The sequence below is a fragment of the Achromobacter sp. CF-sbj1-Ac2-l genome (assembly GCF_052698165.1).
In genome coordinates, this window is the sequence record NZ_CP199855.1 from 3,032,209 (window position 1) to 3,058,037 (window position 25,829).

The 25,829-nt window shown below is 69.0% G+C and carries 29 protein-coding genes; 15 read left to right on the forward strand and 14 right to left on the reverse strand.

The window, feature by feature from the left end; all coding sequences use genetic code 11:
- Positions 1-6 precede the first annotated feature (6 nt).
- The 7 genes from ACUDCK_RS13855 to ACUDCK_RS13885 all read left to right on the forward strand — a co-directional run bounded on the left by ACUDCK_RS13855 (position 7) and on the right by ACUDCK_RS13885 (position 6,029).
- Positions 7-636 carry a glutathione S-transferase family protein gene (locus ACUDCK_RS13855; protein ID WP_054502486.1) on the forward strand — a complete coding sequence of 210 codons (630 nt, stop codon included), beginning with the start codon at positions 7-9 and terminating at the stop codon, positions 634-636.
- A 144-nt stretch (positions 637-780) separates the two neighbouring features.
- Entirely contained in the window at positions 781-2,007 is a 1,227-nt protein-coding gene (locus tag ACUDCK_RS13860; RefSeq protein ID WP_175167814.1) for a hypothetical protein, read from the forward strand.
- A 67-nt stretch (positions 2,008-2,074) separates the two neighbouring features.
- Complete coding sequence (locus tag ACUDCK_RS13865; protein WP_175167813.1) at positions 2,075-2,380, forward strand: hypothetical protein; 306 nt, start codon at positions 2,075-2,077, stop codon at positions 2,378-2,380.
- Positions 2,381-2,605: 225 nt separating this feature from the next.
- The gene (locus ACUDCK_RS13870; RefSeq protein ID WP_445659319.1) at positions 2,606-3,748 is read left to right on the forward strand and encodes a hypothetical protein; all 1,143 of its coding nucleotides are present in this window, start codon (positions 2,606-2,608) and stop codon (positions 3,746-3,748) included.
- 115 nt (positions 3,749-3,863) lie between these two features.
- Positions 3,864-4,289 (forward strand): Hsp20/alpha crystallin family protein, encoded by a 426-nt coding sequence (locus tag ACUDCK_RS13875; RefSeq protein WP_063568915.1) that lies wholly within the window; start codon positions 3,864-3,866, stop codon positions 4,287-4,289.
- Positions 4,290-4,375: 86 nt separating this feature from the next.
- A complete protein-coding gene (locus tag ACUDCK_RS13880; protein WP_049073724.1) occupies positions 4,376-5,023 on the forward strand; it encodes a BON domain-containing protein in 648 nt (215 codons plus the stop codon).
- Between the two features lie 22 nt (positions 5,024-5,045).
- A complete protein-coding gene (locus tag ACUDCK_RS13885) occupies positions 5,046-6,029 on the forward strand; it encodes a zinc-dependent alcohol dehydrogenase family protein (protein WP_063583045.1) in 984 nt (327 codons plus the stop codon).
- Between the two features lie 79 nt (positions 6,030-6,108).
- On the opposite strand, the gene ACUDCK_RS13890 is transcribed toward ACUDCK_RS13885, so the two are convergent.
- Positions 6,109-6,756, reverse strand: a complete 648-nt coding sequence (locus ACUDCK_RS13890; protein ID WP_063583044.1) for a BON domain-containing protein — start codon at positions 6,754-6,756, stop codon at positions 6,109-6,111.
- 238 nt (positions 6,757-6,994) lie between these two features.
- Here ACUDCK_RS13890 and ACUDCK_RS13895 point away from each other — a divergent pair, with 238 nt between their 5' ends.
- Positions 6,995-8,044 (forward strand): CHAD domain-containing protein, encoded by a 1,050-nt coding sequence (locus ACUDCK_RS13895; RefSeq protein WP_175167811.1) that lies wholly within the window; start codon positions 6,995-6,997, stop codon positions 8,042-8,044.
- Between the two features lie 10 nt (positions 8,045-8,054).
- Here the strand turns inward: ACUDCK_RS13895 and ACUDCK_RS13900 are convergent, their stop codons facing one another.
- Positions 8,055-9,833 carry an adenosylcobalamin-dependent ribonucleoside-diphosphate reductase gene (locus ACUDCK_RS13900; protein WP_175167810.1) on the reverse strand — a complete coding sequence of 593 codons (1,779 nt, stop codon included), beginning with the start codon at positions 9,831-9,833 and terminating at the stop codon, positions 8,055-8,057.
- Positions 9,834-10,022: 189 nt separating this feature from the next.
- On the opposite strand from ACUDCK_RS13900, the gene ACUDCK_RS13905 reads away from it, so the two are divergent.
- Entirely contained in the window at positions 10,023-10,649 is a 627-nt protein-coding gene (locus tag ACUDCK_RS13905) for a hypothetical protein (protein ID WP_175167809.1), read from the forward strand.
- On the opposite strand, the gene ACUDCK_RS13910 is transcribed toward ACUDCK_RS13905, so the two are convergent.
- Both ACUDCK_RS13910 and ACUDCK_RS13915 read right to left on the reverse strand, forming a co-directional pair.
- Positions 10,646-11,947, reverse strand: coding sequence for an NRAMP family divalent metal transporter (locus ACUDCK_RS13910; RefSeq protein ID WP_175167808.1), 1,302 nt, complete (start codon positions 11,945-11,947; stop codon positions 10,646-10,648). The two genes, ACUDCK_RS13905 and ACUDCK_RS13910, sit on opposite strands and share 4 nt — an antisense overlap.
- Before the next feature lie 32 nt (positions 11,948-11,979).
- Positions 11,980-12,438, reverse strand: coding sequence for a universal stress protein (locus tag ACUDCK_RS13915; RefSeq protein ID WP_049073734.1), 459 nt, complete (start codon positions 12,436-12,438; stop codon positions 11,980-11,982).
- A gap of 205 nt (positions 12,439-12,643) precedes the next feature.
- On the opposite strand from ACUDCK_RS13915, the gene ACUDCK_RS13920 reads away from it, so the two are divergent.
- The gene (locus ACUDCK_RS13920) at positions 12,644-13,876 is read left to right on the forward strand and encodes an MgtC/SapB family protein (protein WP_116793509.1); all 1,233 of its coding nucleotides are present in this window, start codon (positions 12,644-12,646) and stop codon (positions 13,874-13,876) included.
- On the opposite strand, the gene ACUDCK_RS13925 is transcribed toward ACUDCK_RS13920, so the two are convergent.
- The 6 genes from ACUDCK_RS13925 to ACUDCK_RS13950 form a co-directional block, all read right to left on the reverse strand.
- Complete coding sequence (locus ACUDCK_RS13925; protein WP_175142309.1) at positions 13,861-14,307, reverse strand: hypothetical protein; 447 nt, start codon at positions 14,305-14,307, stop codon at positions 13,861-13,863. The two genes, ACUDCK_RS13920 and ACUDCK_RS13925, sit on opposite strands and share 16 nt — an antisense overlap.
- A 110-nt stretch (positions 14,308-14,417) precedes the next feature.
- Entirely contained in the window at positions 14,418-15,146 is a 729-nt protein-coding gene (locus ACUDCK_RS13930) for a helix-turn-helix domain-containing protein (RefSeq protein ID WP_116793511.1), read from the reverse strand.
- A 181-nt stretch (positions 15,147-15,327) separates the two neighbouring features.
- Positions 15,328-15,981: a response regulator gene (locus ACUDCK_RS13935; protein ID WP_175167806.1), complete on the reverse strand. Its 654-nt coding sequence runs from the start codon at positions 15,979-15,981 to the stop codon at positions 15,328-15,330.
- Positions 15,978-17,066 (reverse strand): PAS domain-containing sensor histidine kinase, encoded by a 1,089-nt coding sequence (locus tag ACUDCK_RS13940; RefSeq protein ID WP_175167805.1) that lies wholly within the window; start codon positions 17,064-17,066, stop codon positions 15,978-15,980. The genes ACUDCK_RS13935 and ACUDCK_RS13940 overlap by 4 nt, the downstream gene beginning before the upstream one ends.
- Positions 17,067-17,208: 142 nt before the next feature.
- Positions 17,209-17,730, reverse strand: a complete 522-nt coding sequence (locus ACUDCK_RS13945; RefSeq protein ID WP_175167804.1) for a flavodoxin family protein — start codon at positions 17,728-17,730, stop codon at positions 17,209-17,211.
- Positions 17,727-18,212 carry a CBS domain-containing protein gene (locus tag ACUDCK_RS13950; RefSeq protein ID WP_049073744.1) on the reverse strand — a complete coding sequence of 162 codons (486 nt, stop codon included), beginning with the start codon at positions 18,210-18,212 and terminating at the stop codon, positions 17,727-17,729. Before ACUDCK_RS13950 ends, ACUDCK_RS13945 begins: the two co-directional genes overlap by 4 nt.
- A gap of 167 nt (positions 18,213-18,379) precedes the next feature.
- Between ACUDCK_RS13950 and ACUDCK_RS13955 the strand changes: the two genes are divergently transcribed.
- On the forward strand, positions 18,380-19,753 hold the full coding sequence (locus ACUDCK_RS13955; protein ID WP_175142307.1) for an MBL fold metallo-hydrolase RNA specificity domain-containing protein: 1,374 nt from the start codon (positions 18,380-18,382) through the stop codon (positions 19,751-19,753).
- A gap of 114 nt (positions 19,754-19,867) precedes the next feature.
- Here the strand turns inward: ACUDCK_RS13955 and ACUDCK_RS13960 are convergent, their stop codons facing one another.
- The 3 genes from ACUDCK_RS13960 to ACUDCK_RS13970 are packed head-to-tail and all read right to left on the reverse strand — an operon-like array spanning position 19,868 to position 21,325.
- On the reverse strand, positions 19,868-19,999 hold the full coding sequence (locus ACUDCK_RS13960) for a hypothetical protein (RefSeq protein WP_275887439.1): 132 nt from the start codon (positions 19,997-19,999) through the stop codon (positions 19,868-19,870).
- Entirely contained in the window at positions 19,996-20,886 is an 891-nt protein-coding gene (locus ACUDCK_RS13965; protein ID WP_244976926.1) for a L,D-transpeptidase, read from the reverse strand. The genes ACUDCK_RS13960 and ACUDCK_RS13965 overlap by 4 nt, the downstream gene beginning before the upstream one ends.
- 13 nt (positions 20,887-20,899) lie before the next feature.
- Positions 20,900-21,325, reverse strand: a complete 426-nt coding sequence (locus tag ACUDCK_RS13970) for a universal stress protein (RefSeq protein WP_049073753.1) — start codon at positions 21,323-21,325, stop codon at positions 20,900-20,902.
- Positions 21,326-21,583: 258 nt separating this feature from the next.
- On the opposite strand from ACUDCK_RS13970, the gene ACUDCK_RS13975 reads away from it, so the two are divergent.
- Positions 21,584-22,417: a universal stress protein gene (locus tag ACUDCK_RS13975; protein WP_116793517.1), complete on the forward strand. Its 834-nt coding sequence runs from the start codon at positions 21,584-21,586 to the stop codon at positions 22,415-22,417.
- A gap of 27 nt (positions 22,418-22,444) precedes the next feature.
- Positions 22,445-22,903, forward strand: coding sequence for a universal stress protein (locus ACUDCK_RS13980; protein ID WP_175167803.1), 459 nt, complete (start codon positions 22,445-22,447; stop codon positions 22,901-22,903).
- Between the two features lie 115 nt (positions 22,904-23,018).
- Here ACUDCK_RS13980 and ACUDCK_RS13985 read toward each other — a convergent pair whose 3' ends face one another.
- The gene (locus ACUDCK_RS13985) at positions 23,019-23,921 is read right to left on the reverse strand and encodes a LysR family transcriptional regulator (protein WP_081273488.1); all 903 of its coding nucleotides are present in this window, start codon (positions 23,919-23,921) and stop codon (positions 23,019-23,021) included.
- A 72-nt stretch (positions 23,922-23,993) separates the two neighbouring features.
- On the opposite strand from ACUDCK_RS13985, the gene ACUDCK_RS13990 reads away from it, so the two are divergent.
- Positions 23,994-24,803, forward strand: a complete 810-nt coding sequence (locus ACUDCK_RS13990) for an amidohydrolase family protein (RefSeq protein ID WP_175167802.1) — start codon at positions 23,994-23,996, stop codon at positions 24,801-24,803.
- Positions 24,804-24,869: 66 nt separating this feature from the next.
- Complete coding sequence (locus ACUDCK_RS13995) at positions 24,870-25,829, forward strand: Bug family tripartite tricarboxylate transporter substrate binding protein (protein WP_175167801.1); 960 nt, start codon at positions 24,870-24,872, stop codon at positions 25,827-25,829.

The window sequence follows — 25,829 nt, forward strand, 5'->3', positions numbered from 1 at the left end:
CAACCCATGCAGATCTATTGGATCCAGGCGCAGGCGCCACGGCGTGTTCTGGCCCTGGTCAAGCACCTGGGTATTGAGGCCGAACTCGTCGAGATGGACCTGATGGCGGGCGCGCTGCGACGACCCGACTACGCCGCCATCAATCCCAACATGAAGGCGCCGGCCCTGGTGGACGGCGATTACCGGCTGTGGGAATCGTCGGCGATCATGGCCTACCTGTGCGTCAAGGCCGGCTCGGACATGTGGCCGACCGATGCGCGGGAACAGATCGAGGTGCTGCGCTGGCTGTCGTGGAACGATTGCCACTGGGCACAGGCGGTGTCGCCGTACTACTTCGAGCACATCGTCAAACCCACCTTCGGCATCGGGCCGCCGGACGAGAGCCAACTGGCGGGCAAGGGCAAGGATTTCAACCGGTATGCGGCGGTGCTGGACACGCATCTGCAGCGGCGCGATCACGTCGCGTGCGGCCGGCTGACGATCGCCGACTTCCAACTCGCGTCGATGGCGGCGTACTGGCGAACATCCACCATGCCGATGGCGCCGTTCCCGAACATCGTGCAATGGCTCGATGGCCTGGCGCGCCTGCCGGCATGGGCCGATCCCTGGCCCGATGGACGCGCCGACCCGGCCTGACCCGGTCGCCCGCGGCACGCCTTAGAGGGGGGGTTCGTCCTGGCAAGATCCGGGCCTCTGTTATCGTTGCCGGGGCCGGATCCCCATGCCGCATCCCCAAGACCCCGCCGCCCATCCCAGGGCAGTCCGACGAGGCCTGATCGATTGAAAATCACGAACTATCTGTTTGGCATCATCGTGTCGTTCGCGCTGGCGACGCTGCTGGCCTCGCTTGGCCTGCTCGCCGTCTTCAGCGACAACCTCGGCTGGGGCATGGCGGCGCTGCTGTCGTACGGCATTCTGTACGGCGGCCCGCTGGCCATCGTATTGGCGCTGACCTGGGTCGCGTACCTGGTGCGGGATCGCGGCAAGGTGCCCGGCCGGGTACACGCGTTGCTGTTCCTGCCCTCGCTGCTGGCGCTGCTGATCGTGCCGGTGGACGACACCGTGCGCCGGGCGGGCGCCGACCGTTTCCGCGATGCCAACCCGGCCATCACTGAAAACCACGTCAACTTCAGCGGCCGCACGCTCTGGCTGGACTATCGCGCCGCATCTTCGAACGATGGCGGCGGCTCGCCTTACATGGAACCCGCTTCGGCGCAAAACGACCGGTTCTCGCGCTTTCGCCGCTATCCCGGCGCGAACCTGGTGGCGGCTGGCACGTTTCCCTACGCCGGCGCGCACCTGAAGCCAGACATCGCGCGCTATGCGTATTCCTCGCAGGATGGCAATGCCGGCGATTCCCTGCCTCTGCGGCGCCTGCCCGCGCCCGATCTGGACAAGCTGCTGCCGGCATTCGCCTACGGCGAGGCGGCGCTGCTGATCTATCAGTACTTCCATTACGCCGACCACGTCGAGGTCGCGCCGACCATCGAGCGCTTTGCCGGCACGACCGAGGAGGCCATGACAGCCGCGCGCCCCCCGGGACTGACGATAGTCAGCCTCGACAACTACACGACGCAGGCAATCGCCCGCCTGGAAATCAACGGCCAGACGCTGGACCTGGGCGGCCAGGCGGCGCGCAGCCAGGCCGGCGAACCCTGCGACCCGGGACGGGGCGGGAGCCCTGCCATGCTGGACCTGGAACAGCCGCTGCGCGTGCGCTGGCAGACGCTGGAAGATCCCTCGCGCTGGCACGAGGCGAGGGCGGTGGTGCCCACTTTCAGCGCCGCGAGCCAGGCGGATCCCGACAAGGGGCTGCCACGGGTGCGGCTGTATTTCCTGCCGGATGGCTCGGTGGCCGCGGAGCGGTTCCGGGAATTCCGGCTGCGTGGCGGCGAGCTGGCCGTGCGCGCCACCGGCGTGCCGCCGCAAGCGCGAGCGGTCGTCGCCTGCGGCGCCGGCGCCTATGCCGGCTACAACCCGCAGACGGTGCGGCTGCTGGGAAATTGAGTCGAGAACGCTTGCATGAGCGCGATGACCGGAGCGATGACGCTTTCACAAAAACAAAGGGGATCCCTTGTTTCTGTACTACCGGATAAGTTTCATTGTGAGCCTGCTGACGCTCGCGGTTTGGGCAATCACCGCCGCCGTCTATGAAGCGCCGCGCCATGGCGACGGCTATGGCCCCGACCCGCTCGGGGTGCTGCTTTACCTGGCGCTGTGGCCGGTCGGCCTGCTGCTGGCGCATTCCGGCTTGCTCGCCTGGGCGATCCGCGCAAGACGGCCTGCGTCGATCCTGCAAGGCCGGCAGGGGATTGCCATCCATCTCGCGCTGGCAGCGGGTTTTCTGGCATGCGCGCTGTACAAGTTCCATCCGGGCTGAGCGCCGTAGCGCGACCGGCGACCGCCAGGAGCGCCGGCTAATATACGGACTCACGCCGCACTGGGTATCCACCCGGAAGCGTGACCAGCGTCCTTACCTGAATACGGAGCCTGACCTATCAACACGTTTTGGCAATGGGCACACAACCTGCGCAGGCTCGCCGTGCGGCGACCGGCGTGGCGGGCATGCGGCCCGGCATTGCGACCATTCGGGCTGTCAGCCATCTTGGGATTGACGGCCGCCGGAGCCGCCGCGGCCGGTCTTCCGGACCCGCCCCGGCAGTCCCCGCCGCGCGAGGAACTGTCGGCGGAGCACCAGCGCAGGTTTGCTGAGATCGCGCGCCGCTATGTGGCCGCGCAGGACGAAGGCGAGAAAACCCAGGCCGCGCAGGCATTGGCCGAACAGCTCTGGACGGCGCCGTTTCTCTCGCAACGCCGTCAAGGCGGCGTCGGCCTGTCCGACGCGTTGATACAGGCCATGGCGCGGGACATGGCCGGCAATGTCCCACAGCCGCGCATGAACGCGGTGGCCAGGATTCTCGCCGTGGCCGACGCGCCTGGACGCGCCGCCATGGCAGGCCCCTTGCTCGCGCATTTGCGGCAGGCGCAGGCGGAGCCGGATCGTGCTTCAACGCGGACGGCGCTATGGACCGCGACTCGAGGGGCGTCCGAGACCATTTTTCAGGCCATCCGCGACACGCGGGATGAAAGAACGCTGGGAGATCTGGCGCAGATCGCCGCAGGCCTGCCCTTGCCGGACGACGTGCGCCTGAAACTCGATGCCGCCAGCGCGGCATCAACATCGCCCGCTGTCCGCATCCAGATCGCCCAGACGCTGGGGCCAGGGTCCACAGGCTATCGCGATATCGTGCGCGAGCTGATCTTGGCACTGGAAAGGGCTCCCTCCGATGAAGCGCGTGAACGCCTCATCGTCACGCTCGGCGGCTTTCCCAAGCCCGATGACGCCATCGCACAGGCGATGATCGATGCCGTATCGCGCTCCAACACGTCCTCCAGGGTCGTGTGGCGCACGCTCGCGCAGAGCGGCCCGGCCGGGCTGCTGTATCTTGCGGGCTCGATCAAAGGGGAGGCCGACGCCACACGGCTCGTGGACAAGGCGACGATGATGGCGGCGGTGGCGGGTGAATCTTGGCCGTTGCCGGCTGAAATTGCATCGGCGGTGATCGAGGCGGCGATCGACGCGCGGCTGCGCAGTGACGATCCGTTGCTGCGGTCATCCGTGCAGGCAATGCTGCTTCGGACGGACCAGGCCGCCGTCGCACCGCTGCGGCAGGCGCTCGACCACGCCGCGCCTGGCCAGGCGCGCGATGACCTGGCGGCCGCGCTCGTCCGGCTGCAGGGACGGTGATCGCCTCGGTCGAAATAGGGGCGCGATTTCTGCTTGATAAAGGTCAACAAGCGCCGGAGACGACGGCTCAAGATGGCGGGACAGGTGTGTCCACACCGCTATTGAAGGAGCCATCATGTCTCGCCTCACCCCCTACAGCGCCGTCTCCGCCGATCCGTTCGCGGACGTCTTCCAAGCTTTCCTGCGGCCGCTGCGGCAGCGCGCCGACGGCGAATCGCCACGCATGGACCTCGACGTCACCGAGGACGGCGACAAGTATGTCCTGAAGGCCGAATTGCCCGGCGTCGACAAGAAGGACATCTCGGTGCAGATCGACGGCGCCACCGTCATGATTTCCGCCAACAAGGAACAGCGCAGCGAAGTCAAGGAAGAAGGCAAGGTCCTGCGCAGGGAGCGCTACTGGGGCCAGATCGAGCGCTCGGTCACCCTGGCAAGCCCGATCGATGCGTCCGCCGCCAAGGCGGCCTGCGAAAACGGCGTGCTGGTGCTAACGCTGCCGAAAATAGCGGGCAGCCAAGGCAAGACGCTGCGGATCGAATAGCGCCACGCCCCAGGATGCCAGGGGCGCGACGCGCCCGGGCGATGTACGCGGACCGGGTGTCCCGGTCCCGGCACCAGGAGAACATCATGAGTGACGAACAACTGCGGGAGCGGGTGCTGCAGGCGCTGGCATTCGAGCCCAGCATCGACGACCTGCACATCGGCGTGGCGGTGGAGAACGGCGTGGTGACGCTCAGCGGCCACGTCGGCAGTTATGCGCAGAAACTGGCCGCCGAGCATACGGTGCAGCATGTGAAAGGCGTGCGCGGCATCGCCCAGGAAATCCAGGTGCGCACCGCGGCGGCCAAGCAGCTGGCGGACGACCAGATCGCCGCGCGCGCGCTCAGCATCATTGCCTGGGACGCCACCGTGCCCGATGGCAAGGTGCAGGTCACCGTGCAAAAAGGCTGGGTCACGCTGAGCGGCAATGTGGAGTGGTTCTACCAGCGAGACGCCGCCGAACGCGCGGTGCGCAAGCTCTCCGGCGTGATCGGCATTTCGAACACCATCGAAGTCGTGCCCAGCGTGCGCGCCGGCGACATCAAGCGGCGCATCGAAGACGCCTTGCTGCGCAGCGCCCAGCTGGAAGCCAACCGGGTCCAGGTCAGCGTGCAGGACAACAAGGTGACGCTGAACGGCTGCGTCAACAGCTGGAGCGAGCGGGGCGCGGCCGAACGCGCCGCCTGGTCGGCCCCGGGCGTGGTCGAGGTGGCCGACAGGCTGGTGGTGGGCTGATCCCGTCGCGGCGCGACCGGCCATGCGAGCCATGTCGCAACCGACGCGGGGTGCGTCGCTGGCATTGGAGCGGCGGCCCACGCCGCGGCCGGCCGCGGGCCAGGTAAGGCTCAAGGTCGAGGCGTGCGCCGTCTGCCGCACGGACCTGCATGTCGTGGACGGCGACCTGCCAGGCTTGCGCTATCCCGTCACGCCGGGACACGAAGTGGTTGGGGTGGTCGAGGAGACCGGCGCGGGCGTCGATCCCCGCCTATTGGGCAGGCGGATGGGCGCCGCCTGGCTGGCATGGACCTGCGGACGCTGCGCATTCTGCCTTTCCGGCCGCGAAAACCTGTGCGACGCGGCCGCTTTCACCGGTTACACACGGGACGGCGGCTTTGCCTCGCACATGCTGGCGGAGGCCGCCTATCTTTACCCGCTGCCGCAGGATGGCGCGGCCGAGTCGATGGCGCCGTGGATGTGCGCCGGCCTGATCGGCTGGCGTGCCCTGCGCGCGGCCGGCGAAGCGACGCGTCTGGGCGTGTACGGCTTTGGCTCGGCGGGCCAGGTGCTGGCCCGGGTCTGCGCGTGGCAGCGCCGCCGCGTCCATGCTTTCACCCGACCCGGTGATACGGCGGCCCAGCAGCATGCACGGGCGCTAGGCGCGGTGTGGGCCGGTGACAGTGGGCAGGCGCCGCCCGAGCCGCTGGACGCGGCCATCATCTTCGCGCCCCTTGGCGAGTTGGTGCCGATGGCCTTGCAAGCGGTGCGCAAAGGCGGTTGCGTGGTCTGCGGCGGGATCCACATGACGGATATTCCCGCATTCCCCTACCGGCTGCTGTGGGGCGAGCGCAAGCTGGTGTCGGTGGCGAACCTGACGCGCGCGGATGGCCGGGAGTTCCTGGCACTCGCCTCGGCGGCGGGCGTACATTGCGACATCCACACTTATCCGCTCGAACATGCCAATGCGGCCCTGGAAGACTTGCGCCAAGGGCGGTTGCAAGCCACCGCGGTGCTGATTCCCTGACGCCCGCCACGGCCATCGTGGCGTCCCGGCGACCGTGCCGCGCCGCATGGAGCGCGCGGCAAGGCCGTGCCGGCGACGGTCAGCGGATTTCCAGGCGGTCATCCACGCCCGCTACGCTGGGGGTGCTCCAGGCGGCCAGTTCGGCGGTGTGCCGGTCCGCCCAACTCCTGACCTTGCCGGTCAGCGTCACCTTGCGGTCGTGCACCGATACCTGGATGTCATTGGCCTCCAGCTCCGCGCTGCGCTTGAGCGCATTCTGGATACGCTCCTTGATATCGCCCACGGGCACTCCCGCTTCCAGGGTGATCAGATTCGAAACGCCCTTGACCCCGGACAGCCGCCGGACCGCGCTTTCGGCGGCCGCGCGCTGATAGTGCCAGCCGACCTGGCCAGTCAGGGTGACCCAGCCCTGCTGGACTTTCACCTGGACTTTGCCGTCCGGCACCGAGCCGTTCCAGCCAATGCTGCTGATCGCGCGCCGGGCCAGTTCGTCATCCGAGTTTTGCTGCTGCAGGGCGGTGCGCACTTCGAGGTCCTGGGCAATGCCTTTGACGCCTTTGAGATGCGAAACGATCCGTTCGGCGTCGTACTTTTCGCTGTAGGTCCCAACGTGGCCGGTCAGCGTGACGACGCCGCCGGACGCGGCGACGCCGATGCCGGAGGCGTCGATGCGCGGATCGAATTCCAGGGCGTCCAGGACACTGCGGCGTAGTTCTTCGTCTTTCATGTTGAATCTCCAATGGCAACTGAGGTAGAAGGGAGCGGCGGATGTGCGGGCACGGCCCACAGGGAACTGGGCGCTCCGCAGGTCCAGTCTCGCGCCCAGGGCACGGCGCGTATTGAGTCTGGTCAACTCAAGAATTGGGGCCGTGCCGGTGCTTGCGGCCGCCAAGCTTGACTAGCGTCAATAAGCCCCTGGCGGGCGCGAGTACCGTGGGATTGACCCAATCACCAGGAGCGCGGTCATGACGCGATCAACCAAGCGCACCGCCGCCAACGGCGGCGGCGCACGGGAACCCGCTGGCGCCACGCCTGCGCCACGGGCCAGGCCCGAGGGCAATGGCGCCGCCGCGCCATCTCCCTTGCGGGACGGGCTGCACGCCGTCGCCGCGATCTGGTTCGGCGAGATCCACGGGCGCGTGCGGCGCTTGAGGGAAGGCGATGCCGCGGTAGGACAGGCCGCGCCCGACCTCATCCACGACCTGCGGATCTACGTGCGCCGGTTGTGCGCCTTGTCGGACCTGTTGCCGCGTCCGGCCGACCGGCAGCCGTTGCGGCGCGCGCTGCGCCGGGAGGTCGCCTGGGCCATGCAGCCCCTGTCGCGGGCGCGAGATTGGGATGTGTTCGTGGCCGACGTCCTGCCGCGGCTGTGCGAGGCGGAGCCGGATATCGACCGCGAGGTCTCGCTGCGGCGGGCGGGCGCGCGCTCGGACGTGGCGCATGCCGAAATGTACGCCAGTCTGCGCAACGAGCGCTTCGACGGCATGGTGCGCCTGCTGCGCGAGCGCAGCGATGAAATGCACGCGGCCCTGGCCGAGCGCAAGCCCAAGGCGCTGTACCGCGCCATGCGCCGTCGGCTAGAGCGCTGGGACGCGGCGCTGCGCGGCCGCCTGGAGGCCGAGGGGCAGGGCGCCCGGCGCGAGCACCAGACCCGCATCGAGATCAAGCGCCTGCGCTACGCCAGCGACGCGCTGTTGCAACTGTGTCCCTCGCGCCGGCTGGAACGCTATGCCAAGGGCCTGGCTGACCTGCAGGCGGCGCTGGGCGGCACGCAGGATTTGCGCACCGCGGCGCGCCTGGCGCCGGATACCTGCGTCAGCCTGGCCACCGGCAAACTGGCGCGCCAAGGCCTGGATGACGCCTGCCGACGCCTGCGGCGCCAAGCCCAGGCCGAGGCGCGCAAGGCCGGCAGGCGCTTCCTGCGAGCGCCGTCGTTCTGGGCGGCGCGCAAGCAGGGGCGCGTGGCGCGGCGCCTGGCGGAGGGCGCGCCCGCAAGACTGCCGGCAGCAGCGTAGCGCGCAGCCCTCAACCCGCCGCGCGGGCGGCCGCGCACGCGCCGGCCGGGTCCGGGGCCGGTTCCAGCACCGCCGTCATGGCCGGATCCGGCCGGAACACGGTCAGGCCTTTCACGCCCTGGCGCCAGGCCTGCAGGAACAGGGCGCCGACATCGGCCGGTGTGCTGGCCGGCGGCAACGGCACGGTCTTGGAAATCGCCGCATCGACCCAGGGTTGCAAGGCCGCTTGCATGGCCAGATGCGCCGCCGCGGGCAACTCGGCCGCGCGGCGGAAACAGGCGGGCAGGGCGGCGGCGTCACCGTGCAGGCGATGCCACAAGCGCCAGGCCGGATTGGTCGCCCGCACGGAAACCGGCTCGCCGCCGCCCAGGCGCAGCCGGCGTGAGTATTGCCAGGCATGGACCGCCTCGATCCCCGACGAACAATTGTCGAAGAAGGCGATACTGACGCTGCCGGTGGGCGCGAACGACACCAGATGACTGTTGCGCAGGCCATGCCGCGCGATGGCTGCGCGGACGGCCGGCGGCAGGCGCGGCAGGCCGCAAGCGCCGGCGCCCAGGTAGGCGGCCGGCTGGAACGCCGGGAAGGCGCCGCGTTCGCCCGCCAATTCGGCCGATGCCAGATAGGCGTTGTCGCGGATACAGCGCGCGATGCGCGCCGCGCAGGCCCGCGCGGGCGCCTCGCCATAGTCCAACCCCAGCATCAGCAGGGTGTCGGCCAGACCCGACAGGCCGACGCCGATGCGACGCTTGGCCCGCGCTTCGGCGGCCTGTTCGGGCAAGGGCCACCGGGTCAGCTCCAGCACGTTGTCCAGCAGCCGCACCTGGATGCGCACGCGCCGCGCCAGCGCGCTGAAGTCGAAACCGGCGGGCCCGCCCACGCCGAACGGATGGCGCACGAAGCGCGAGACATGGATCGGGCCGAGCACGCAGCTGCCATAGGCGGGCAAGGGTTGTTCACCGCAGGGGTTGGTGGCGGCCAGCCATTCGCTGCCGCGCAGCGGATTCAGGGCGTTGATCGTATCGATGAAAAGCACTCCCGGCTCGGCGTCACGCCAGGCCGCGCTGGTGATCCACTCCCAAAGTTGTCTCGCCGGCAGGCGGGTGTAGCGCCAGCAGCCGTCGCTGTCGCGGGCCGCCTGCGGCGCTACCGCGCCAGACGCCGGGGGGCTGACGTGGCGCAGGTCCCAGGATGCGTCGTGTTCCACCGCCCGCAGGAAGCGGTCGCTCAGCGCCACGGAAAGGTTGAACGTCGGCCAGCGACGACGGCCCGCCTTGGCCCGCAGGAACGCGGGCAGGTCGGGGTGGTCGCACGCCAGCACCGCCATCTGCGCGCCGCGCCGGCGCCCGCTGGCGGCGAGCGCCTGGCAGGCCTGGTCGTAGCGGTCGATGGCGGCACAGACGCCGCCCGCGCCGCTTCCCGCCGGCGGCACCGGGGTGAAGTCGTAGCCCACGCCACCGCCCATGCGCAGGGTACGCACGGCGCGCGCCAGCGCGGCATCGACACTGGCCGGCCACCCGGGCGCCGCGTCGATGGCCGGCTGCACGAAGCAATTCACCATGGTGGCGTCATCGCCCGCGCCGGCGTTGGCCATGATGCGGCCGGCGCCGATTGCGCCCGCCAGGAAATTGTCGAAGAAGCGCGCGGCGTGGCGGGCGCGGTCGGGCGCGGCCTCGCAGCACGCCAGCGCCGTCGCCACCCGGCGGTAGGTGTCGCGCCGCGTCGCTTCGCCGGGCCGGGCGTAGCGGTCGGCGAAGACCAGATCGGAGATATCCGCGGATGGCGGCATGACGCGCGTCCTCGCAAGGCCGGCGGCGCGTCCGGGAGGTCCGCGCCGACAACCCGGTGTAGCATCGCCACGCCGCCCACTGGTTGACACTTGTCAACAGCGTGTCGGCGCGCCCGTGCGTCAATCAAGGTGAATCCTGGCCAGGCGGCGCCGCCGCGTCCGCCATGCCGCCCACCACGGGAGCGCCTCATGAAAAAGCCCATCCTCCTGTTGCTGCTCTTTCTTCTGCTGGCCCTGCTGCTGACCAGCGCCGCGCGGGCCCAGCCGGCCCCGGGCCCGCTGGCGGTGCCGCCCGCGATGCTGGACCGGATCGACCGCGAAGCCGAGGCCACCCTGGCGCGGCTGTACCGGCTCTCGCCCCCCGCGCAGGCCCTGGTGGCGCGCGCCTTCGGCGTGCTGGTGGTGCCCGGCCTGCGCGCCGACGGCGGCATCCTGGGCGTGGCCTACGGGCGCGGCGTCCTGATCGAAGCCAGCGGCGAGCGCACCTATTACAACGTCATCGCCGGCCCGGCCGGCGCCATTCTCGGCCTCGACGGCAAGGCCGTCGTGCTGTTCTTTTCCGCCCACGACGCGTTGCGCGCGTTCCTGGCCGGCCCCGGTTGGATCGAGGGTGAGAACGGCACCATCCAGATCCTGGACGAAAGCGCCATGGCGGGGCCGCGCGCGCCCACGGTCGCGCCGATCGCCGGCTTCATCCTGTCGACGGATCGCCTGTTGCGCGGCCTGTCCCTGTCAGGCAGTCAGTTCATCAAGGTCCCGCTGGTCATGTGCGGGGACGCCGCCACGGCCTGTGCGGGCGAGCGGGCGAGCCGCTAGAGCGTGGCCAGCATGGCGGCGACGACACCTCCCATCGCCACCGTGGCGCACCATCCCGCCAGCCGCAGGCGCGGCCCGATCACGTGCGTCCCCATCACCGCGCGCCGGGACGCCAACACCATCATCACGGCCATGATGGGCAGGGCCACCACGCCGTTGAGCACCGCGGCCCAGAACAATTCCTCGACCGGGTCGACCGGCGCGAAGCACAGCGCCACGCCGCCCGCCGTCGCGGCGGCGATGACCGCGTAGAACGCGTGTCCCTCGCCCCGCCCCAGCCGGGCATCCAGGGTGGCGGACAGGCCGGCGGCCTCGGCCACGGCATACGCGGCCGATCCCGCCAGCACCGGCACCGCCAGCAGGCCGGTGCCGACGATGCCCAGGCAGAACAGCAGGAAGCAGAGGTCGCCGGCCACGGGCCGCAGCGCCTCGGCCGCCTGCGCCGAGGTTTCGATGCGGACGCCGCCGCCAACATGCAGCGTGGCGGCGGTGGCCAGTATGATGAAAAAGCCGATCAGGTTCGAGAACGTCATGCCGACCAGCGTGTCGGCGCGGATGCGCCGCAGTTGCCGCCGCACTTCGCCGGCCGAGCGCGTCAGCCCGTCCCGACCCGATTCCATCTCGAGCGCGGCCTGCCAGAAGAACAGATAGGGGCTGATGGTGGTGCCAAACACCGCCACGATCATCAGCAGCGCGTCACGGCCGAGCGCCAGGCGGGGCAGGGCGAGCTGGCGCGCCAGCTCGCCCCAGTCCAGTTCAATGGTAAAGGCCACCGCGACGTAGGCCAGCAGGGCCAGCGTCAGCCATTTCAGCCAGCGCACATAGGCCTGGTAGCGCATGAACACCTGCAACGCCAGGCACAGCGCGCCGATGCCGACGGCATAGCCGCCGCGCGGGCCGCCCACCGCCAGGTGCAGCGCCTGTGCCATGGCGGCGATGTCCGCCGCCAGGTTGAGCGTGTTGGCCATCACCAGCAGGCCGACCACCAGCCACAAGACCGGCGGCGCGAAGGCGCGCTTGATGTTGGCCGCCAGGCCGCGCCGCGTCACGTAGCCGATCCGCGCGCTCACCAGCTGGATCGCCACCATCAGCGGCAGCGTCAGCGGCATCGTCCACAGCATCGCGTAGCCGAACTGGGCGCCGGCCTGGGAATAGGTGGCGATGCCGCTGGGATCGTCGTCGGCCGCGCCGGTGATCAGGCCGGCGCCCAACTGCCGCGGACTGTAGGGCGAGGCAGCGGACCGGCGGGGCCGCGCCCGGCGCCGGCCCGCCGCGGGCCGGTGGCTCGGCGCGCGCATGCCGCATCACCCCGCCCGGTGCCGCCCTGGAATCACGCGGATTCCTCTGGCGCGCGCACCAGCAACACCGGCACGGGCGAGGTGCGCAGGACGCCTTCGGCGCTGCTGCCCAGCACCAGTCGGCGCACGCCGCGACGGCCGTGCGTGCCGATCACGATGAGGTCCGCCTTCCACATTTCGGCTTCGGCGATGATGCGCTGCTGCACGGTCTTGTCCAGATTTTCATACAGCACGCTGTCGACCGGCACGCCTTGCGCGCGCACGGTGGCGCTGGCCTGCTGCAGAATTTCGGTGCCGTCCTTGCGCAGCAGGTCCAGCAGTTCGCCGGCGGCGTAGCCGTAGGCGTCGATGCCGAGCATGAAGGACATTTCGTCGATCACGTGGATCAGGCGCAGGCTGGCGTGCGTCAGCAGGGCCAGGCGGATGGCTTCCTGCAAGCCGCGTTCCGACGTCGGGCTGCCGTCGACGGGTACTAGGATGCGTTGATACATGCGAGTTCTCCGAAATAGGGGAATGGGCTTGCCGTGGGTTTACGTTAGGAGCGCGCGACCGCGTCGATGTTGACGGGAGTCAACCGCCGTGGAAATCGGCCGGCGGGCGTGGATCGGCCGGATTGCCGATTCCCGCCGGGCCCGTTTTGGCGCAACAATGAGGCTTCGGGCGGCCGCGCCGTCTTCGGCGCATTGACGTGACATCATGGACACGCAGACTCCACTCCCGTTCGCGATCGCGCTCGGCATCGGCTTGCTGATGGGCGTGGAGCGCGAGCGGCGCAAACGCGGCGCATTGGCCCGGCCAACCGCCGGCGTGCGCACGTTTGCCCTGACGTCATTGCTTGGCGCCGTCGCCATGTACCTGGGCGGCGCGCTGCTGGTGGGCCTCGCGGCGGCGGCATTGGGACTGCTGTTGCTGGCGCACGCGCGGGCCGCGGGGACGGGGCAGGGCATGGCCACCCAGGCGGCCTTGCTGTTGAACCTGCTGCTGGGCGGCCTGTGCCTGCGCGACCCGGTGCTGGCGTCGGGCCTGGCCGTGACGGCCGCCATCCTGCTGGCGGCGCGTACGCGTCTGCATCGGTTCGTGCGCAAGGTCCTGAGCCGCGAGGAAATGGTCGACGGGCTGATCCTGGCGGCTGCCGCGCTGGTGGTGCTGCCCATGCTGCCGGATGCCTACCTCGGGCCGTTCCAGGCCCTGAACCTGCGCACCGTCTGGAAGTTCACCGTGCTGGTGATGGCGGTCAGCGCGGCCGGCCACGTCGCCTTGAGGCTGTTCGGACCGCGCATCGGGCTGCCGCTGGCCGGCTTCGCATCGGGCTTCATTTCCAGCACGGTGACCATCGGCGCGATGGGCCAGCGGGTGGCCGCCGAGCCATCGTTGATGGGACCCGCCGTGGCGGGCGCGGTGTTGTCCTCGATCTCGACCCTGGTGCTGATGGCGGCGGTGCTGCTGGCGATCAGCCCGGCCACGCTGCAGGCCCTGCTGCTGCCGCTGGTATGTAGCGGCGCGGCCGCGCTGGCCTATGGCGCGATGTTTCTGTTGCGCGCGATGCGCCAGCCGCCGGCCACGCCAGTGGAGCCCGGACGGCCTTTCAAGCCGCAGGCGGCCCTGATGCTGGCGCTGATCGCGGCCGCCGTGCTGGTCGGGGTGGCCGCGTTGAATGCCTGGCTGGGGCAAAGGGGCATCGCGCTGGCGGCATTGCTTGGCGGCTTCGTCGACACCCATGCGGCGGCGGCCTCGGTGGCGACGCTGGCCGCCGCCGACCGCGTCCTGCCGGCGCAGACCGTGGTGCCGGTGCTGGCTGCGTTGTCGGCCAATGCCTTGAGCAAGGCGGTGTTCGCGGCCGCGAGCGGCGGACGCCGTTTCGCGGCCCAGGTGGTGCCCGGGCTGCTGCTGATGATAGTGGCCGCCTGGGCCGGCTACGCGGTCGGTTGAGCGTGGCGGTCGGCGGCGGCCGCATCGCCCTGGCGATCGCCGCCGGCCCCGTTGCCCTGCGACAGAAACTGCGCCGCGCCTTCGGCGATCTGCGCCATGCGTTCCTGCCAGGGACTCTGGCTGCTGCGGATGGCGGCGGCCGTCGAGGCGGAGGCTTCGCGCGCGATCTTTTCCAGTTCCCGCAGGTAGGCCAGCTCTCGTCCGAACAGCTCCAGCATGAAGCTCTGCTGCACCGCGAGCAAGGCGCCGGCGGTGTCGGCGGCGTCGACCTGGTCGCGGGCATGCTGGACGAACGCCAGCATTTCCTTGTCGGTCCTGAGCTGCAACGTGCGCAACTGTCGCAGGGTGTCGAAATAGCCCGAGGCCGAGGCCAGCAGGGTGTTGAAGCCGTACTTGTACAGCGCGGCATGGGGTTCGTAGTCAAGTTGCATGGCGGGTCTCTCCACGGGGACGGCGCATGCATGCGCCCGCGCCGCCTGGAATACCCAGCATAGGCCCGCCGGCCCCGCCGACATTGACCAAACTCAACTACGCGGCCGGGTCAGCCGCAACTCAAGCGGCGCAGGGCGTCGACGTCGAGGATCTCCAGGTGGCGCTTGCTTACCAGGAGCAGTGACGCCGCCTGCAGGCGCGCGAAAACGCGGCACACGGTTTCGATTTTCATGCCCAGGTGGTTGGCAATGTCCTCGCGCGTCATTTTGAGCACGAACTGGCGCGACGAGTAACCATGCGCGGCCATCTGCTCGGAGGTCTCGACCAGGAAGCTGGCGATGCGTTCGTCCGTCGTCATGCGACCCAGGGTCAGCAGCAGGCGCTGGCAATGGTTCATGTCGTGCGCGATCAGGCGATGGAACTGACGCCCCGCCTCGGCATCCTGCTCGCAATTGGCCTCCAGTTCGCGGTAGGGCAGGGCGCAGGCCACCGAGTCCTCCAGCGCAATGGCATCGCAGGTATGGATGCCAGTTTCGATGGCATCCAGGCCCAGCAGCGAACCCGCTCCCGGGAACGCGGTGATCTGCTCCAGACCCGACGTATTGGTGACGCGGATCTTCATCGACCCGGCGCGCAGCAGATACAGGTTGTGCAATGCGTCACCGGCGCGATACAGCGCTTCGCCCCGGCGCACGCTGCGCCGCCCGCGCGCGGCCGGCGCCAGGGACGTCCAGTCCTGTGGATGGCACAGGCGCGCCACCTCGCAGGAGGCGCAGTCGCGCGGCAACGCCTGATTGACCGGCGGGGGAGTCGACAGCGAGAGCGAGGTCGTGTCCATGGTTGCACCTCATCGGGTGGGGGGTATCCAGGCAGAAATCGAGGCGGGCGCGCGACCGGCACGCGCATGCAAGCAGTATGCGCGGCGGCCGGGGACGGCGCTATCGGCGCAACCCGCCAGTTCCCATACGAATCGCCCCCGATCGGGTGTAGGAATATTCCTACACCGTCGTGCGACCTGGTCAGCCGGCGGGGCCTTCCTGGTCATCGATCAACCGGTGCTTGAGCGCGTAGCGGACCAGGTCGGCCTGGTTGCGCAGGCGCATCTTCACCAGGATCCGGCTTTTATAGGTACTGACCGTCTTGACGCTCAGGAAAAGCAGCCGCCCGATATCGGCGTTGTTCAGGCCCCGGGCGAGGTGGAGGAACACCGCCGACTCCCGATCGGACAGGGACAGATGCGGTTGCAGGGCGCCGTCGGCATGCCGCTCGAAGGCAACGCTCTCGGCCACCGACGGACTCAGGTAGCGGCCGCCGGCGGCAACCCGGCGCACGGCCTGCACCAACTCCGTGGCGGCGCTGTCCTTGGTGAGATAGCCCGCCGCGCCGGCCTTGATGGCCTGGACCGCGTATTGCGGTTCGCCGTGCATCGTCAATACCAGGATCGGCACGGCGGGGTAGTCGCGGCGTATCAGGCGGATCAGGTCGATGCCGTCGTGGCCCGGCATGGACAGGTCCAGCACCAGCAGGTCCCATGGCCGCTCGGCCAGCAAGCGCAGCGCTTCGGCGCCGTTGCCGGCCTCGCCCTGCACCGAGATGTCGCCGGTCGGTTCCAGCAGGCGGCGCAGGCCCTCGCGCACCAGGGTATGGTCATCCGCAAGCATGACGGCGATCATGGCGTCTCCCAAGGCGGCTGCGGCGGCTGGGACGGCAGGGTGGCCTTCAGGCGGAAACCGCCTTGCCGTCGCGTCGTGATGCTGACGTCGCCGTTGAGCAGGCGCACCCGTTCGCGAATGCCCTGCAGGCCCAGCGAAAAGGACAGCTTGCGCGTCAGGCTTTCCGGTGTCGCGCCCACGCCGTTGTCCTGCACCACCAGACAGCACTCGGTGGCGCTGCAGGACAACCGCACCTGCACCTGGCTGGCCTGCGCGTGCCGGGCGATATTGGTCAGGGCCTCCTGGACCACGCGATACAGTGTCGTCGCCACCTGCTTGGCGGGTTCGCCGGCGCCGATGTCGATATGCGCGTCGGTGGCGATGCCATAGCGTGACACGAAATTCGACACCAGCCATTCGATCGCCGCGGCCAGCCCGAGGTCATCGAGCATGACTGGCCGCAGGTCGGCGGCGATGCGCCGCAACGAGGTGAAAGTCAGTTTGATGAGGCGGCGCATGGCCTCGACCCGGTCATGCAGGTCCTGGTCGTGCGGCGACAGGCGCGCGGCCAGTTGCGACAGTTCCATGGTCAGCGCTGTCAGGCTCTGGCCGAGGTCATCGTGCAATTCCCGCGCAATGTGCTTTTTTTCCTGCTCGCGTACGTGCAACAGGGCATTGGACAGCCGCGTCAGTTCGTCGCGCGAGGCCAGCAGGGCCTGGTCGACCCGCTGCCGCTCGGTGATGTCGCGCAGGAAAATCGACAGGAACACGCCGGCTTCGCCCTGTGTCTGCGAAATCGAGGCTTCCATGGGAAATTCCTCGCCGTTGGCGCGCAGGCCCCACAGCGGCGCGCCCAGCCCCATCTTGCGCTCGGAAATGCCGGTATGGCGAAAGCGCTCGACATGCCGGGCATGCACGGCGCGAAAACGGACGGGTATCAGGATGTCGAGACTGGCGCCGATGGCCTGGTCGGCCTGGCGCAGGAAAACGCGCTCCGCCGCCGGGTTGAACATCACGATGCGCTGTTGCGCGTCGACCGTGATGATGGGTTCCGTGGCGGACTGGATGATATCGAGAAGCGGTGGCGCGTTGGCCGGGGGCTCCATGGGCGGGTGGGATATGCGCGTTCCAGGACCGGACGGGGGGTCTGGATTGATTGCAGCACAGTTCCCCGCCGTGCGCCATAGTCGCGATGCACGGGGCCTGAAGGGGCGGGCGCGAGCCGTCCCCCTTTTGTTCTCCCGACGTTCAGTCGACGGCGGGCAGCACCGGGTCGTCCCAATCACCCGCGCCGCCGAAGGCCCGCAACTGCGCCTTGAAACGGCACAGCGCCGCGTCGCTCTCGCCGGCCAGCACGTCGAACTGCTTGAGCAGCAGGATCGAGCGCGGCTTGGCGCCGATCGCGCTGGCCATGTCGTCGACCGCGCGAAAGCCGCCATATCCGGACATCACGCAGATCACTGAATAGGCCCGGATTCCCTGGTGCGCATTGCGCAGGAATGCGCGCATAGGCGCGGCCAGCGATCGCAGCCACACCGGCGCGATCAGCACCACGTGGTCATAGGCGTCGAGCGCCGGCCCGTCGTAGCGGTACGCCGGGCTGCGCTTGAAGAGCACGTCGACGATGCAGCGCAGGTCCCCGCGCAAGCCGAGCCGGGGCTGTGGGTCGCGGATCTCATGGACCGGCCATTGGGTCATGGCGGCCAGGCGTTCGGCCACCGCGCGCGCGGTGCCGCTGCGCGAATAGAACACGATACCGATGCGGGTCATGATGCCTCCTTGCGGGCGGGAGAATCGCGCTCATCCTGGGCCAGCAGGGCGCGCAGGATATCGCGGCGGCTGACCACGCCCACCAGCTTGCCGTCGCGCGTGACCGGCACGCGCTTGATGGCATGCTTGAGCAACAGGTCGGCGATCCGCGACAGGGGCGCCGATTCGTCGACGGTGATCACCGGGCTGCTCATGACGCTGGCGGCGGCGCGCTCGCCCAGTTGCAGGCTGTGCAGGAATTCCAGGTTCAAGGGTTCGCCTTCGGCCAGTTGCGCCAGCCAGTGGTCGAGTTTTTTCTGGTGGGCGCTGTCCTGCCGGCGCACCAGGTCGCCTTCGCTGATCAGGCCGATCAAGGTGCCGTCGTCGCCGACGACCATGACGGCGCTGATTTCCCGCTCGACCATCGCGCGCATGATCTGGGAAACGGGCGTTCTGGCATTGACGCAATAGGGATTCGGGGTCATGAGTTCGCTCGCGAGCATGCTGTTCTCCAGGGGAAAAGGGGCGTACCCTGGCTGGCGGGGCGCCTTGTCTTCATCTTGATCCGCCCGCCGGGCGCGGTCTTGATCTAGGTCAAGCCGCGCGCCGCGCGCCATTTCCCATGGGCGCGCGCCGTGCGATGCTGGCAGCGCATCCGCAAGGAGGAACCATGTCGAACCATCCGATGCTGTGTTTCCTGGGCGCCGCCGGCACCGTCACCGGCTCGCGCCACCTGCTGGAGATCGACGGCCGGCGGATCCTGCTCGATTGCGGCCTGTTCCAGGGTGTGAAGACCTTGCGGCTGCGCAATTGGGCGCCGTTCCAGGTGCCGCCCGCCGACATCGACGCGGTGGTGCTGTCGCATGCGCACCTGGACCATTCGGGCTACCTGCCGCGCCTGGTGCGAGACGGTTTTCAGGGGCCGGTCCATTGTTCCCACGCCACGCTCGACCTGTGCCGGCTGCTGCTGCTCGACAGCGCCCACCTGCAGGAAGCCGATGCCGATTACCTGAACCGGCACAATCTATCCAGCCACAAGCCCGCGCTGCCGCTCTATACGGTGGCGGACGCGCAACGCGCGATCGCGGCGCTGCGGCCCCAGGAGTTCGAGACCGCGATCGAACTGCCCGGCGGCTGTCGGGCGCGGCTGCACCGCGCCGGCCATATCCTGGGGGCCTCCATCGTCGAACTCGAGTACCCGGGCGGCCGCCTGGTCTTCAGCGGCGACCTGGGACGCCATGGCGATCCGCTCATGCCGGCGCCGCTGCCGATCCCGCAGGCCGACTATCTGGTGCTCGAATCCACCTACGGCAACCGCGCCCACAGCAAGGAAAGCGTGCTGGTCGCCCTGGAGGCCATCATCCTGCGCACGGTCAGGCGCGGCGGCACGGTGGTGATTCCGTCGTTCGCCGTGGGCCGGGCGCAAGCGTTGCTGTATTACCTGTGGCAGCTCAGGCAGGCGGGGCGCCTGCCGCACGACCTGCCGGTATTCCTGGACAGCCCGATGGCCAGCGGCGCGGTGGACGTGTACCTGCGGCACCTGGCCGACCAGCGGCTGACGCTGGCCGACGCACGCGCGGCCTTCGGCATGGCGACCTGCGTCACCGACGTGGAGCAGTCCAAGGCGCTCGATGCCTCGCCCATGCCGAAGATCATCGTGTCGGCAAGCGGCATGGCCACCGGCGGCCGCGTGATCCACCATCTCAAGCACTATCTGCCGGATCCGCGCAACACGGTCCTGTTCGCCGGTTTCCAGGCCATGGGCACCCGGGGCGCCGCCATGCTGGATGGCGCGGCGACGGTCAAGATCCACGGCGGCTACATTCCCGTGCGCGCGGAAATCGACAACCTGTCGATGCTGTCGGCGCACGCCGACGCCGACGAGATCCTGCGCTGGTTGGGCGGCTTTACGCAGCCGCCCCGCGAGACCTTCATCGTGCACGGCGAACCCGACGCCGCCGACGCGCTGCGCCTGCGGATCAAGGACGAACTGGGCTGGCGCTGCCGGGTCATGGAACAGAACGACAGGGTTGAACTGGCCTGACCGGCATCAATCACGCCGCGCCTCGTAAGTCGGCCATCTGCCGTCGCGGATGTCGTCGCTGTCGATGCCTTCGGCGCGTGCCTGGGCCACCTGCTGGTTGCGCCTTGCCAGCCACTACTCGCGGACGGCGGCGCCGCAGTGGCGCAGGCGCGGCACGCGGGCCAGCATCCCGGCGCACAGGTAATTGCTGGCCTGCGAGTAGGCGTGCAGGCGCTGCACCTCGGCATGGGAGGGCAGGGAGGTCATGGCGGTTTTCCTTTGGCGGGCGCGGCGGGTACCGCCCATGCCGGACGCGTCGAACGGCCGCTGTCGACGATGATCAGGTAGCGGCCGGCGCCGGTCACCGGCGCGCGGTCACGCAGCAGCACCCAGGGAGGCGTCACCAGCGCGGCGGCCAGCTCGTAGTCGGCATCCAGCAGCCCGAGCCGGTCGATCAGGCGATTGAATGTCGCCGGGATGCGGATGCAGCCTTTCGATTGGGCCGTGCCCAGGCGCTGTTCCAGTACATACGGGTCGGTCGCGTGCATCTGCAGGCGCATGGTCGCGGGCGCGCGGTCGCCCCATCCCTTGTTGGCGGTCTGCCAGCCGAAGTCGTAGACCCGCATGCCCTTGGCCCCATAGCCGAGGATGCCGTTGGCGTTGCGGGTGCCTTCGGCGCGGAAATCGGGGTTGGCGAGCGTGTGGCTGAAAACGCCCGTGGGCGTCTCGAAATGGTCGAACTGGCCGACCCGGCCGGTGGACACAGGCGTAGCCCCCAGGAACAGCGGCGGCTGCGCCAGCCAGTACAGCAACGCCGCCTGCACCTGGATATCCCGATCCACCACGATAACGAACTGCGGACCGAGCGGCGTGATGCCGGCCGCCCGCAGGGCCTGCGCCGCCAATTCTCCGTAGCGCGCCTGTTCGTCGGCGGGCGGCGTCAGCGTCGGCGTGACCTGCTCGCCGAAGGCGCGGGCCACTTGCGCGGCGGGGGCCGGCGGGAGAGGCTGCGCCGCCGCGCCGGCCGCCGGCAGCAGGGCGGCCAGCGCGAGGCGCCAGGCCATGACGGCGCGCGGCGACGGACGCCGGCTGGCCGGACGGCCCGGCGCGGGCAGGGCGCCTGCCTGGCGCGGTGCGGGCTGCGCGCTGGTCATGATGGGCTCGCCGCTAGTTCACCATGACCACCGGCACGTGCACGGCATGCAGCAGTTTCAGGGCCACCGAGCCCAGCATCAGGCTGCCGGCGGCGCCCAGCCCGCGCGAGCCCATCACGATGTGGTCGCACTGGTGTTCGGCCGCGTATGCCTGGATGGACTCGGCGACATTGCCCACGCGCAGGTTCGATTGATACATGATGCCCGCCTTGTCCAGCGCCGCCTTGGCATCGGCGAGCGCCGTCCTGGCTTCGTCCTCGTAGTATTGCTGGATCATGTCATGGGACACGAACGCCAGCACCGCGCCGGAGACGATAGGCGGCTGTACGTTCAGCAGATGCAGGTTGCACGCGCCGTGTTCACGGACATGGTCGATCATGTAGCGCACGGCGCGCAGCGAATTGGCGGATCCGTCGACCGGGATAAGCACGTTTTTCATGGAACCTCCTGGCGGGGAAGGGGAGCGGCAACTGTCATCATCGCGCCGCGCGTCCACCGGCCATTGACGCGGGTCAAGCTGGCGCGATTCTTCCCAGTCTTGCGGCGGCGGCAACCGATCGGGTTCGCCGGCTGGCGGGGTTGACAAAGGTCAACGTCCCACGCCGTCGGCGGCGCAAGATGGCGGAACATCCCGACCCGCGCCGCGGGCTCGCCGCCCGCCGGCCGGACAACGCCGCATCCTCCTGGAGACTCCGCCATGTTCCGCCGTATCGCCGTGCACCTGGACAATGGCGTCGATTGCAGACGCCGTATCGATATCGCCCTGCGGATGGCCAAGGCGCATGACGCCCATCTCACCGGCATCTTCGCCAGCCACATGCAGCCTGGCTATTTCTACGACGAGGGCGGCCTGTGGGCCCGCTCAATGGAAATCATCAAGGAAATCAATACGAAAGGGCGCGCGGCCACGCAGGAGGCGTTCAGTCAGGCTGCCGCGCAGGCCGGCGTGGCGATCTCCTGGCGGCAGGGCGACGACACGCCGGCCGACTGCCTGGCGCGCCACGCGCGCTATTCCGATGTCGTCATCGTCAGCCAGGAAAACGGCTATGACATCGAAGCGGCGACCGGTGACGATTTCGTGCCGCAGACCCTGCTTGCCGCCGGACGTCCCGTCATCGTCCTGCCGACGGCAGGCACGTTCGAGACCATCGGCATTCGGGCGCTGTATTGCTGGAACCGGGGCCGCGAGGCGGCGCGGGCGCTGGCCGACGCCGCGCCCATGCTGCGCAGCGCCGTCGCGCTGCGCGTCCTGACGCTGCAAGGCGCCGATGAAGATCCCGAGCGGCAGGCCGCTTACGAGGATCTGGCGGCGTACTGCGCCAGCCACGGCTTTCCGCCCTTGGAATCCGAGACGCGCGACGCGCGCGAAGCGGGCATCGGCGACGCCATCCTGGACGCCGCCGCCGACTTCGGCGCCGATCTCATCGTCATGGGCGCGTACGGGCATAGCCGCGCCCGCCAATGGATACTGGGCGGCGCCACGCGTTCGTTGCTGGCGGCGATGACCGTGCCGGTGCTGTTTTCGCACTAGCCGGGCGCCAGGATCCGGGAGACCGCCATGCCAGCCGAACATCGGCGCATTCTCGTGGCCATCGACGGCAGCCACGCGTCGGATCGCGCGCTGGACGAGGCCATCGGCCTCGCCAAGCTGTCGCATTCCGAACTGCGCGTCATCCACGTCCTGGACGATCTGTCCATTTCAATGGCGTTCAATCCCTATGCGGGCTATTACACCGGCGAACTGATCAGCCAGCTGCGCCAGGACGGCGCCCAGTTGCTGGCGCGGGCAGCGGCGCGCGCCAGCGCCGCGGGCGCCGTGGTCCAGACCGCGCTGTACGACGATCTGGGCCTGCCGGTGCGGGAGCGCATCCTGGAAATCGCACGGAGCTGGCCGGCCGACCTGATCGTGATGGGCACGCACGGGCGTCGCGGTGTCGACCGCGCCTTGCTGGGCAGTTGCGCGGAAGGCGTGGTGCGCGCCGCCTCGGCGCCGGTGTTGCTGGTTCGTGCGGCCTGAAAGCGGCGGTCCGAGGAGATAATCTTACTTTACATAATATACATTATGCGTATTACGACGAGACCCACAGCGGCGTGCATTCCCATCCCGTCCAACCGCCGCGCCTTTCCCGATTTCAAGCCTCGATCACCGAAAAATACGGCGCCTGCGCCAGTTCCTGCCTTGCGATACGAACCACGGCGTCCAGCCCGGCCATGTCGGCCACCCGCGGATATGCCGCGCACAATCGCAGCGGAGCGAACGGCCGCTCCTGTTCGTAGCGCACCACGGTGCCTCTGGCCAGCGCATCGGCCATCACGCTGACCGGCAGCGCACTCATGCCGACGCCGGCGGTTATCAGTCCGACGATGATGGCCACGCTTGTGCAGGTGCTGAATTCCGGCAATGGCGTGCGTTCCTGGCTGCACCAGGCGGCCACTACCTGGTGCAGCGGCGACGGCGGCGGCACCACGAATAATTTCTGCGCGGCCAGGTCCACTGCCCGCAACCGCGGGCGCGGGTCCAGCCCGATCCAGGCCACCTCGGCCCAGGCCAGCGGTTCAACCTGCAAATGATGGCTGACGCCGGCGTCGATGAGAAAGGCGATATCGAGCTGGTTGGTGTTCAGGCGCTCGCTGAGCACCAGGCTGTTGGCGATGGTCAGTTCGACCTGCAGGCGCGGATAGCGCTGTTCGAGTTGCCGGACGATGGCCGGCAGGCACGCCATCGCCATGGTTTCCGACGCGCCCACCCGCAGCCGGCCCTGTAAGGGGTCGCCGGTGCGCAGGCGGGTTTCCAGTTCATCGAGCACGCCGACCGCCTGCTCGGCGTAGCGCCGCGCCAGCACCCCTTCCGCTGTCAGCACTGCTCGCCTGCCCTCGCGCTCGAACAAGCGTACGCCCAGCGCCGATTCCAGTTCGCGGATGCGCAGGGAAATGGTCGGCTGGGTCACATTCATGTGCTCGGCGGCCGCCTGGAAGGAACCCAGCCGGGCGATCGCCAGCAGGGCCTCCATCTGGGGAATGGAAAATCGTCTCATCAGGAAATTTTATATATAACCGCCAGGAACTTTAATTAGAAGAAAGTAAATCCTATTGATAGGATGCCGTGCATGACACCCCCGCTCAATCTTCCCGCTGGCGCCGCGGACTGCCACGCCCACGTCCTGCGCACGGATCTGCCTCTGGTTGCCGGCCGCCATTCGGCGCCCTTGCACAATGCCGAAGTCGATGAGTACCTGCGAGTCCTGGACGCCCACGGCATCTGCTATGGCGTCCTGACCGCGCCCAGCTTCTACGGCAGCGACAACGGCCTGTTGCTGCGGTCATTGCAGGTCGCGGGCGGCCGCCTGCGCGGCACCGCCCTCGTCGAGCCGGAGATCGGCGACGCGGAGCTGGACATGCTGTACGCCCATGGCGTGCGCGGCGTGCGCCTGAACTGGTTGCGCCGCCGGCCCCTGCCAGACAGCGGCAGCCGCGCCTACCGCGCCCTTTATCCAAGGTTGCGCGAGCGCGGCATGCACGTCGAGGTCTATGTCGAAGGCGAGCATCTGGCCGCGGTGCTCCCTCCGATCCTGGCCAGCGGCGTGCGGCTGGTCCTGGACCATTTTGGCGGCCTGACGCCGGGATTTCCGACGCTGGGCCTGTTGCGCGAAGCGCTTGCCCAAGGCCAGACCTGGATCAAGCTGTCCGCGCCCTACCGTCTGGCGGGCCAGGATGCGGCGGCGTTGAGCGCCCTGCTGCTGCGCGAAGCCGGCGCGCAGCGCCTGCTCTGGGGCACGGATTGGCCGTGGGTATCGCACGAGAGCGAGGTCGACTACGGGCGCTGCCTGGACTGGTTGGGCGATTGGCTGCCCGACCCGGGCCCGCGCGACATCATCCTGCGCGATACCCCGAAGCTGCTGTTCGATTTTGAAGGCTGATTTTTCCCATAACAATCAACGACCCGTGGCGCCGGCTTTCAGGCGGCGCCACCTCAGGAGACCGCCATGCCCCGTTTTTCCTTCACCGCCCGGGCGTTTGCCCTGGCCCTTGGCTCGCTGATCGCGGGCGGCGCCCTTGCCGCCGAGCCGATCCGCCTGATCGTTCCCACCACGGCGGGAGGCGGCACCGACGGCTTCTTCCGCATGTTGGCCAAGGACGCCGAACCGCATCTGGGCGCGCCGGTGGTGGTGGTCAACGTGGGCGGCGCCGGCGGCAGCATCGGCGTCACGCAGATGGTGCGCGCCGCGCCCGACGGCAACACGATCGCCGGGGTCTGGCTGGGGCCGGTGACGGTGGCGCCGCACACCACGCCGGTTTCCTACACGCCCAAGGACTACATTGCCGTTGCCCAGTTGACCAGCGCGCCCTACGTCATGTGCGTGCAGCACGACTTCGCCGCGGACGACGGCAAGCAACTGATGCAGTTGCTGCGCAAGGCGCCGAATCGCTATACATTCGGCACCGATGGCGCGGGCGGCCCGGGACAGTTGGCGGCGCAACGGATCTTCGACCGCCAGGACATCCATCAACGCGACATTCCCTACAAAGGGGCTGGCGACACCCTGCTGGCGTTGCTGGGCGGGCACATCGACATGTATGTGGGATCCATTCCCCCGGTGCTGCCCTACGTGAAGAGCGGCAAGGTCAAATGCCTCCAATTGACCTCGGCCGACAAAGTGGCGGCGCTGCCGCAAGCCACCAGCCTGAACGAACTGGGCCTGGGCGAGGAACAGACGCTGCTGTGGCGCGGCATTCTGGCGCCCAGGAATACGCCGCCCGAGCGCGTGCGGGCGCTGGAGCGGGCATTCACCGCCGCGGCGCAATCCGCGGCGACGCGCAGTTTTGTCGAGGATGCGGGCGAACAGATCGCCATCGTGACGGGCGACGCCTTCCGCGCGCAGATCGAGCGGGAGTATGCCGCACTGGGCAAGGTCGCCGAAGGGCTCAAGCTGTCGTCGAAATGA

What these genes read in the sequence shown, in the direction of transcription:
- ACUDCK_RS13855 (WP_054502486.1), top strand. Translation starts at nt 7, where the DNA reads ATGCAGATCTATTGGATCCAGGCGCAGGCGCCACGGCGTGTTCTGGCC.
- ACUDCK_RS13875 (WP_063568915.1), top strand. Translation starts at nt 3,864, where the DNA reads ATGTCTCGCCTCACCCCCTACAGCGCCGTCTCCGCCGATCCGTTCGCG.
- ACUDCK_RS13880 (WP_049073724.1), top strand. Translation starts at nt 4,376, where the DNA reads ATGAGTGACGAACAACTGCGGGAGCGGGTGCTGCAGGCGCTGGCATTC.
- ACUDCK_RS13885 (WP_063583045.1), top strand. Translation starts at nt 5,046, where the DNA reads ATGCGAGCCATGTCGCAACCGACGCGGGGTGCGTCGCTGGCATTGGAG.
- ACUDCK_RS13890 (WP_063583044.1), bottom strand. Translation starts at nt 6,756, where the DNA reads ATGAAAGACGAAGAACTACGCCGCAGTGTCCTGGACGCCCTGGAATTC.
- ACUDCK_RS13895 (WP_175167811.1), top strand. Translation starts at nt 6,995, where the DNA reads ATGACGCGATCAACCAAGCGCACCGCCGCCAACGGCGGCGGCGCACGG.
- ACUDCK_RS13900 (WP_175167810.1), bottom strand. Translation starts at nt 9,833, where the DNA reads ATGCCGCCATCCGCGGATATCTCCGATCTGGTCTTCGCCGACCGCTAC.
- ACUDCK_RS13905 (WP_175167809.1), top strand. Translation starts at nt 10,023, where the DNA reads ATGAAAAAGCCCATCCTCCTGTTGCTGCTCTTTCTTCTGCTGGCCCTG.
- ACUDCK_RS13910 (WP_175167808.1), bottom strand. Translation starts at nt 11,947, where the DNA reads ATGCGCGCGCCGAGCCACCGGCCCGCGGCGGGCCGGCGCCGGGCGCGG.
- ACUDCK_RS13915 (WP_049073734.1), bottom strand. Translation starts at nt 12,438, where the DNA reads ATGTATCAACGCATCCTAGTACCCGTCGACGGCAGCCCGACGTCGGAA.
- ACUDCK_RS13920 (WP_116793509.1), top strand. Translation starts at nt 12,644, where the DNA reads ATGGACACGCAGACTCCACTCCCGTTCGCGATCGCGCTCGGCATCGGC.
- ACUDCK_RS13925 (WP_175142309.1), bottom strand. Translation starts at nt 14,307, where the DNA reads ATGCAACTTGACTACGAACCCCATGCCGCGCTGTACAAGTACGGCTTC.
- ACUDCK_RS13930 (WP_116793511.1), bottom strand. Translation starts at nt 15,146, where the DNA reads ATGGACACGACCTCGCTCTCGCTGTCGACTCCCCCGCCGGTCAATCAG.
- ACUDCK_RS13935 (WP_175167806.1), bottom strand. Translation starts at nt 15,981, where the DNA reads ATGATCGCCGTCATGCTTGCGGATGACCATACCCTGGTGCGCGAGGGC.
- ACUDCK_RS13940 (WP_175167805.1), bottom strand. Translation starts at nt 17,066, where the DNA reads ATGGAGCCCCCGGCCAACGCGCCACCGCTTCTCGATATCATCCAGTCC.
- ACUDCK_RS13945 (WP_175167804.1), bottom strand. Translation starts at nt 17,730, where the DNA reads ATGACCCGCATCGGTATCGTGTTCTATTCGCGCAGCGGCACCGCGCGC.
- ACUDCK_RS13950 (WP_049073744.1), bottom strand. Translation starts at nt 18,212, where the DNA reads ATGCTCGCGAGCGAACTCATGACCCCGAATCCCTATTGCGTCAATGCC.
- ACUDCK_RS13955 (WP_175142307.1), top strand. Translation starts at nt 18,380, where the DNA reads ATGTCGAACCATCCGATGCTGTGTTTCCTGGGCGCCGCCGGCACCGTC.
- ACUDCK_RS13960 (WP_275887439.1), bottom strand. Translation starts at nt 19,999, where the DNA reads ATGACCTCCCTGCCCTCCCATGCCGAGGTGCAGCGCCTGCACGCCTAC.
- ACUDCK_RS13965 (WP_244976926.1), bottom strand. Translation starts at nt 20,886, where the DNA reads ATGACCAGCGCGCAGCCCGCACCGCGCCAGGCAGGCGCCCTGCCCGCG.
- ACUDCK_RS13970 (WP_049073753.1), bottom strand. Translation starts at nt 21,325, where the DNA reads ATGAAAAACGTGCTTATCCCGGTCGACGGATCCGCCAATTCGCTGCGC.
- ACUDCK_RS13975 (WP_116793517.1), top strand. Translation starts at nt 21,584, where the DNA reads ATGTTCCGCCGTATCGCCGTGCACCTGGACAATGGCGTCGATTGCAGA.
- ACUDCK_RS13980 (WP_175167803.1), top strand. Translation starts at nt 22,445, where the DNA reads ATGCCAGCCGAACATCGGCGCATTCTCGTGGCCATCGACGGCAGCCAC.
- ACUDCK_RS13985 (WP_081273488.1), bottom strand. Translation starts at nt 23,921, where the DNA reads ATGAGACGATTTTCCATTCCCCAGATGGAGGCCCTGCTGGCGATCGCC.
- ACUDCK_RS13990 (WP_175167802.1), top strand. Translation starts at nt 23,994, where the DNA reads ATGACACCCCCGCTCAATCTTCCCGCTGGCGCCGCGGACTGCCACGCC.
- ACUDCK_RS13995 (WP_175167801.1), top strand. Translation starts at nt 24,870, where the DNA reads ATGCCCCGTTTTTCCTTCACCGCCCGGGCGTTTGCCCTGGCCCTTGGC.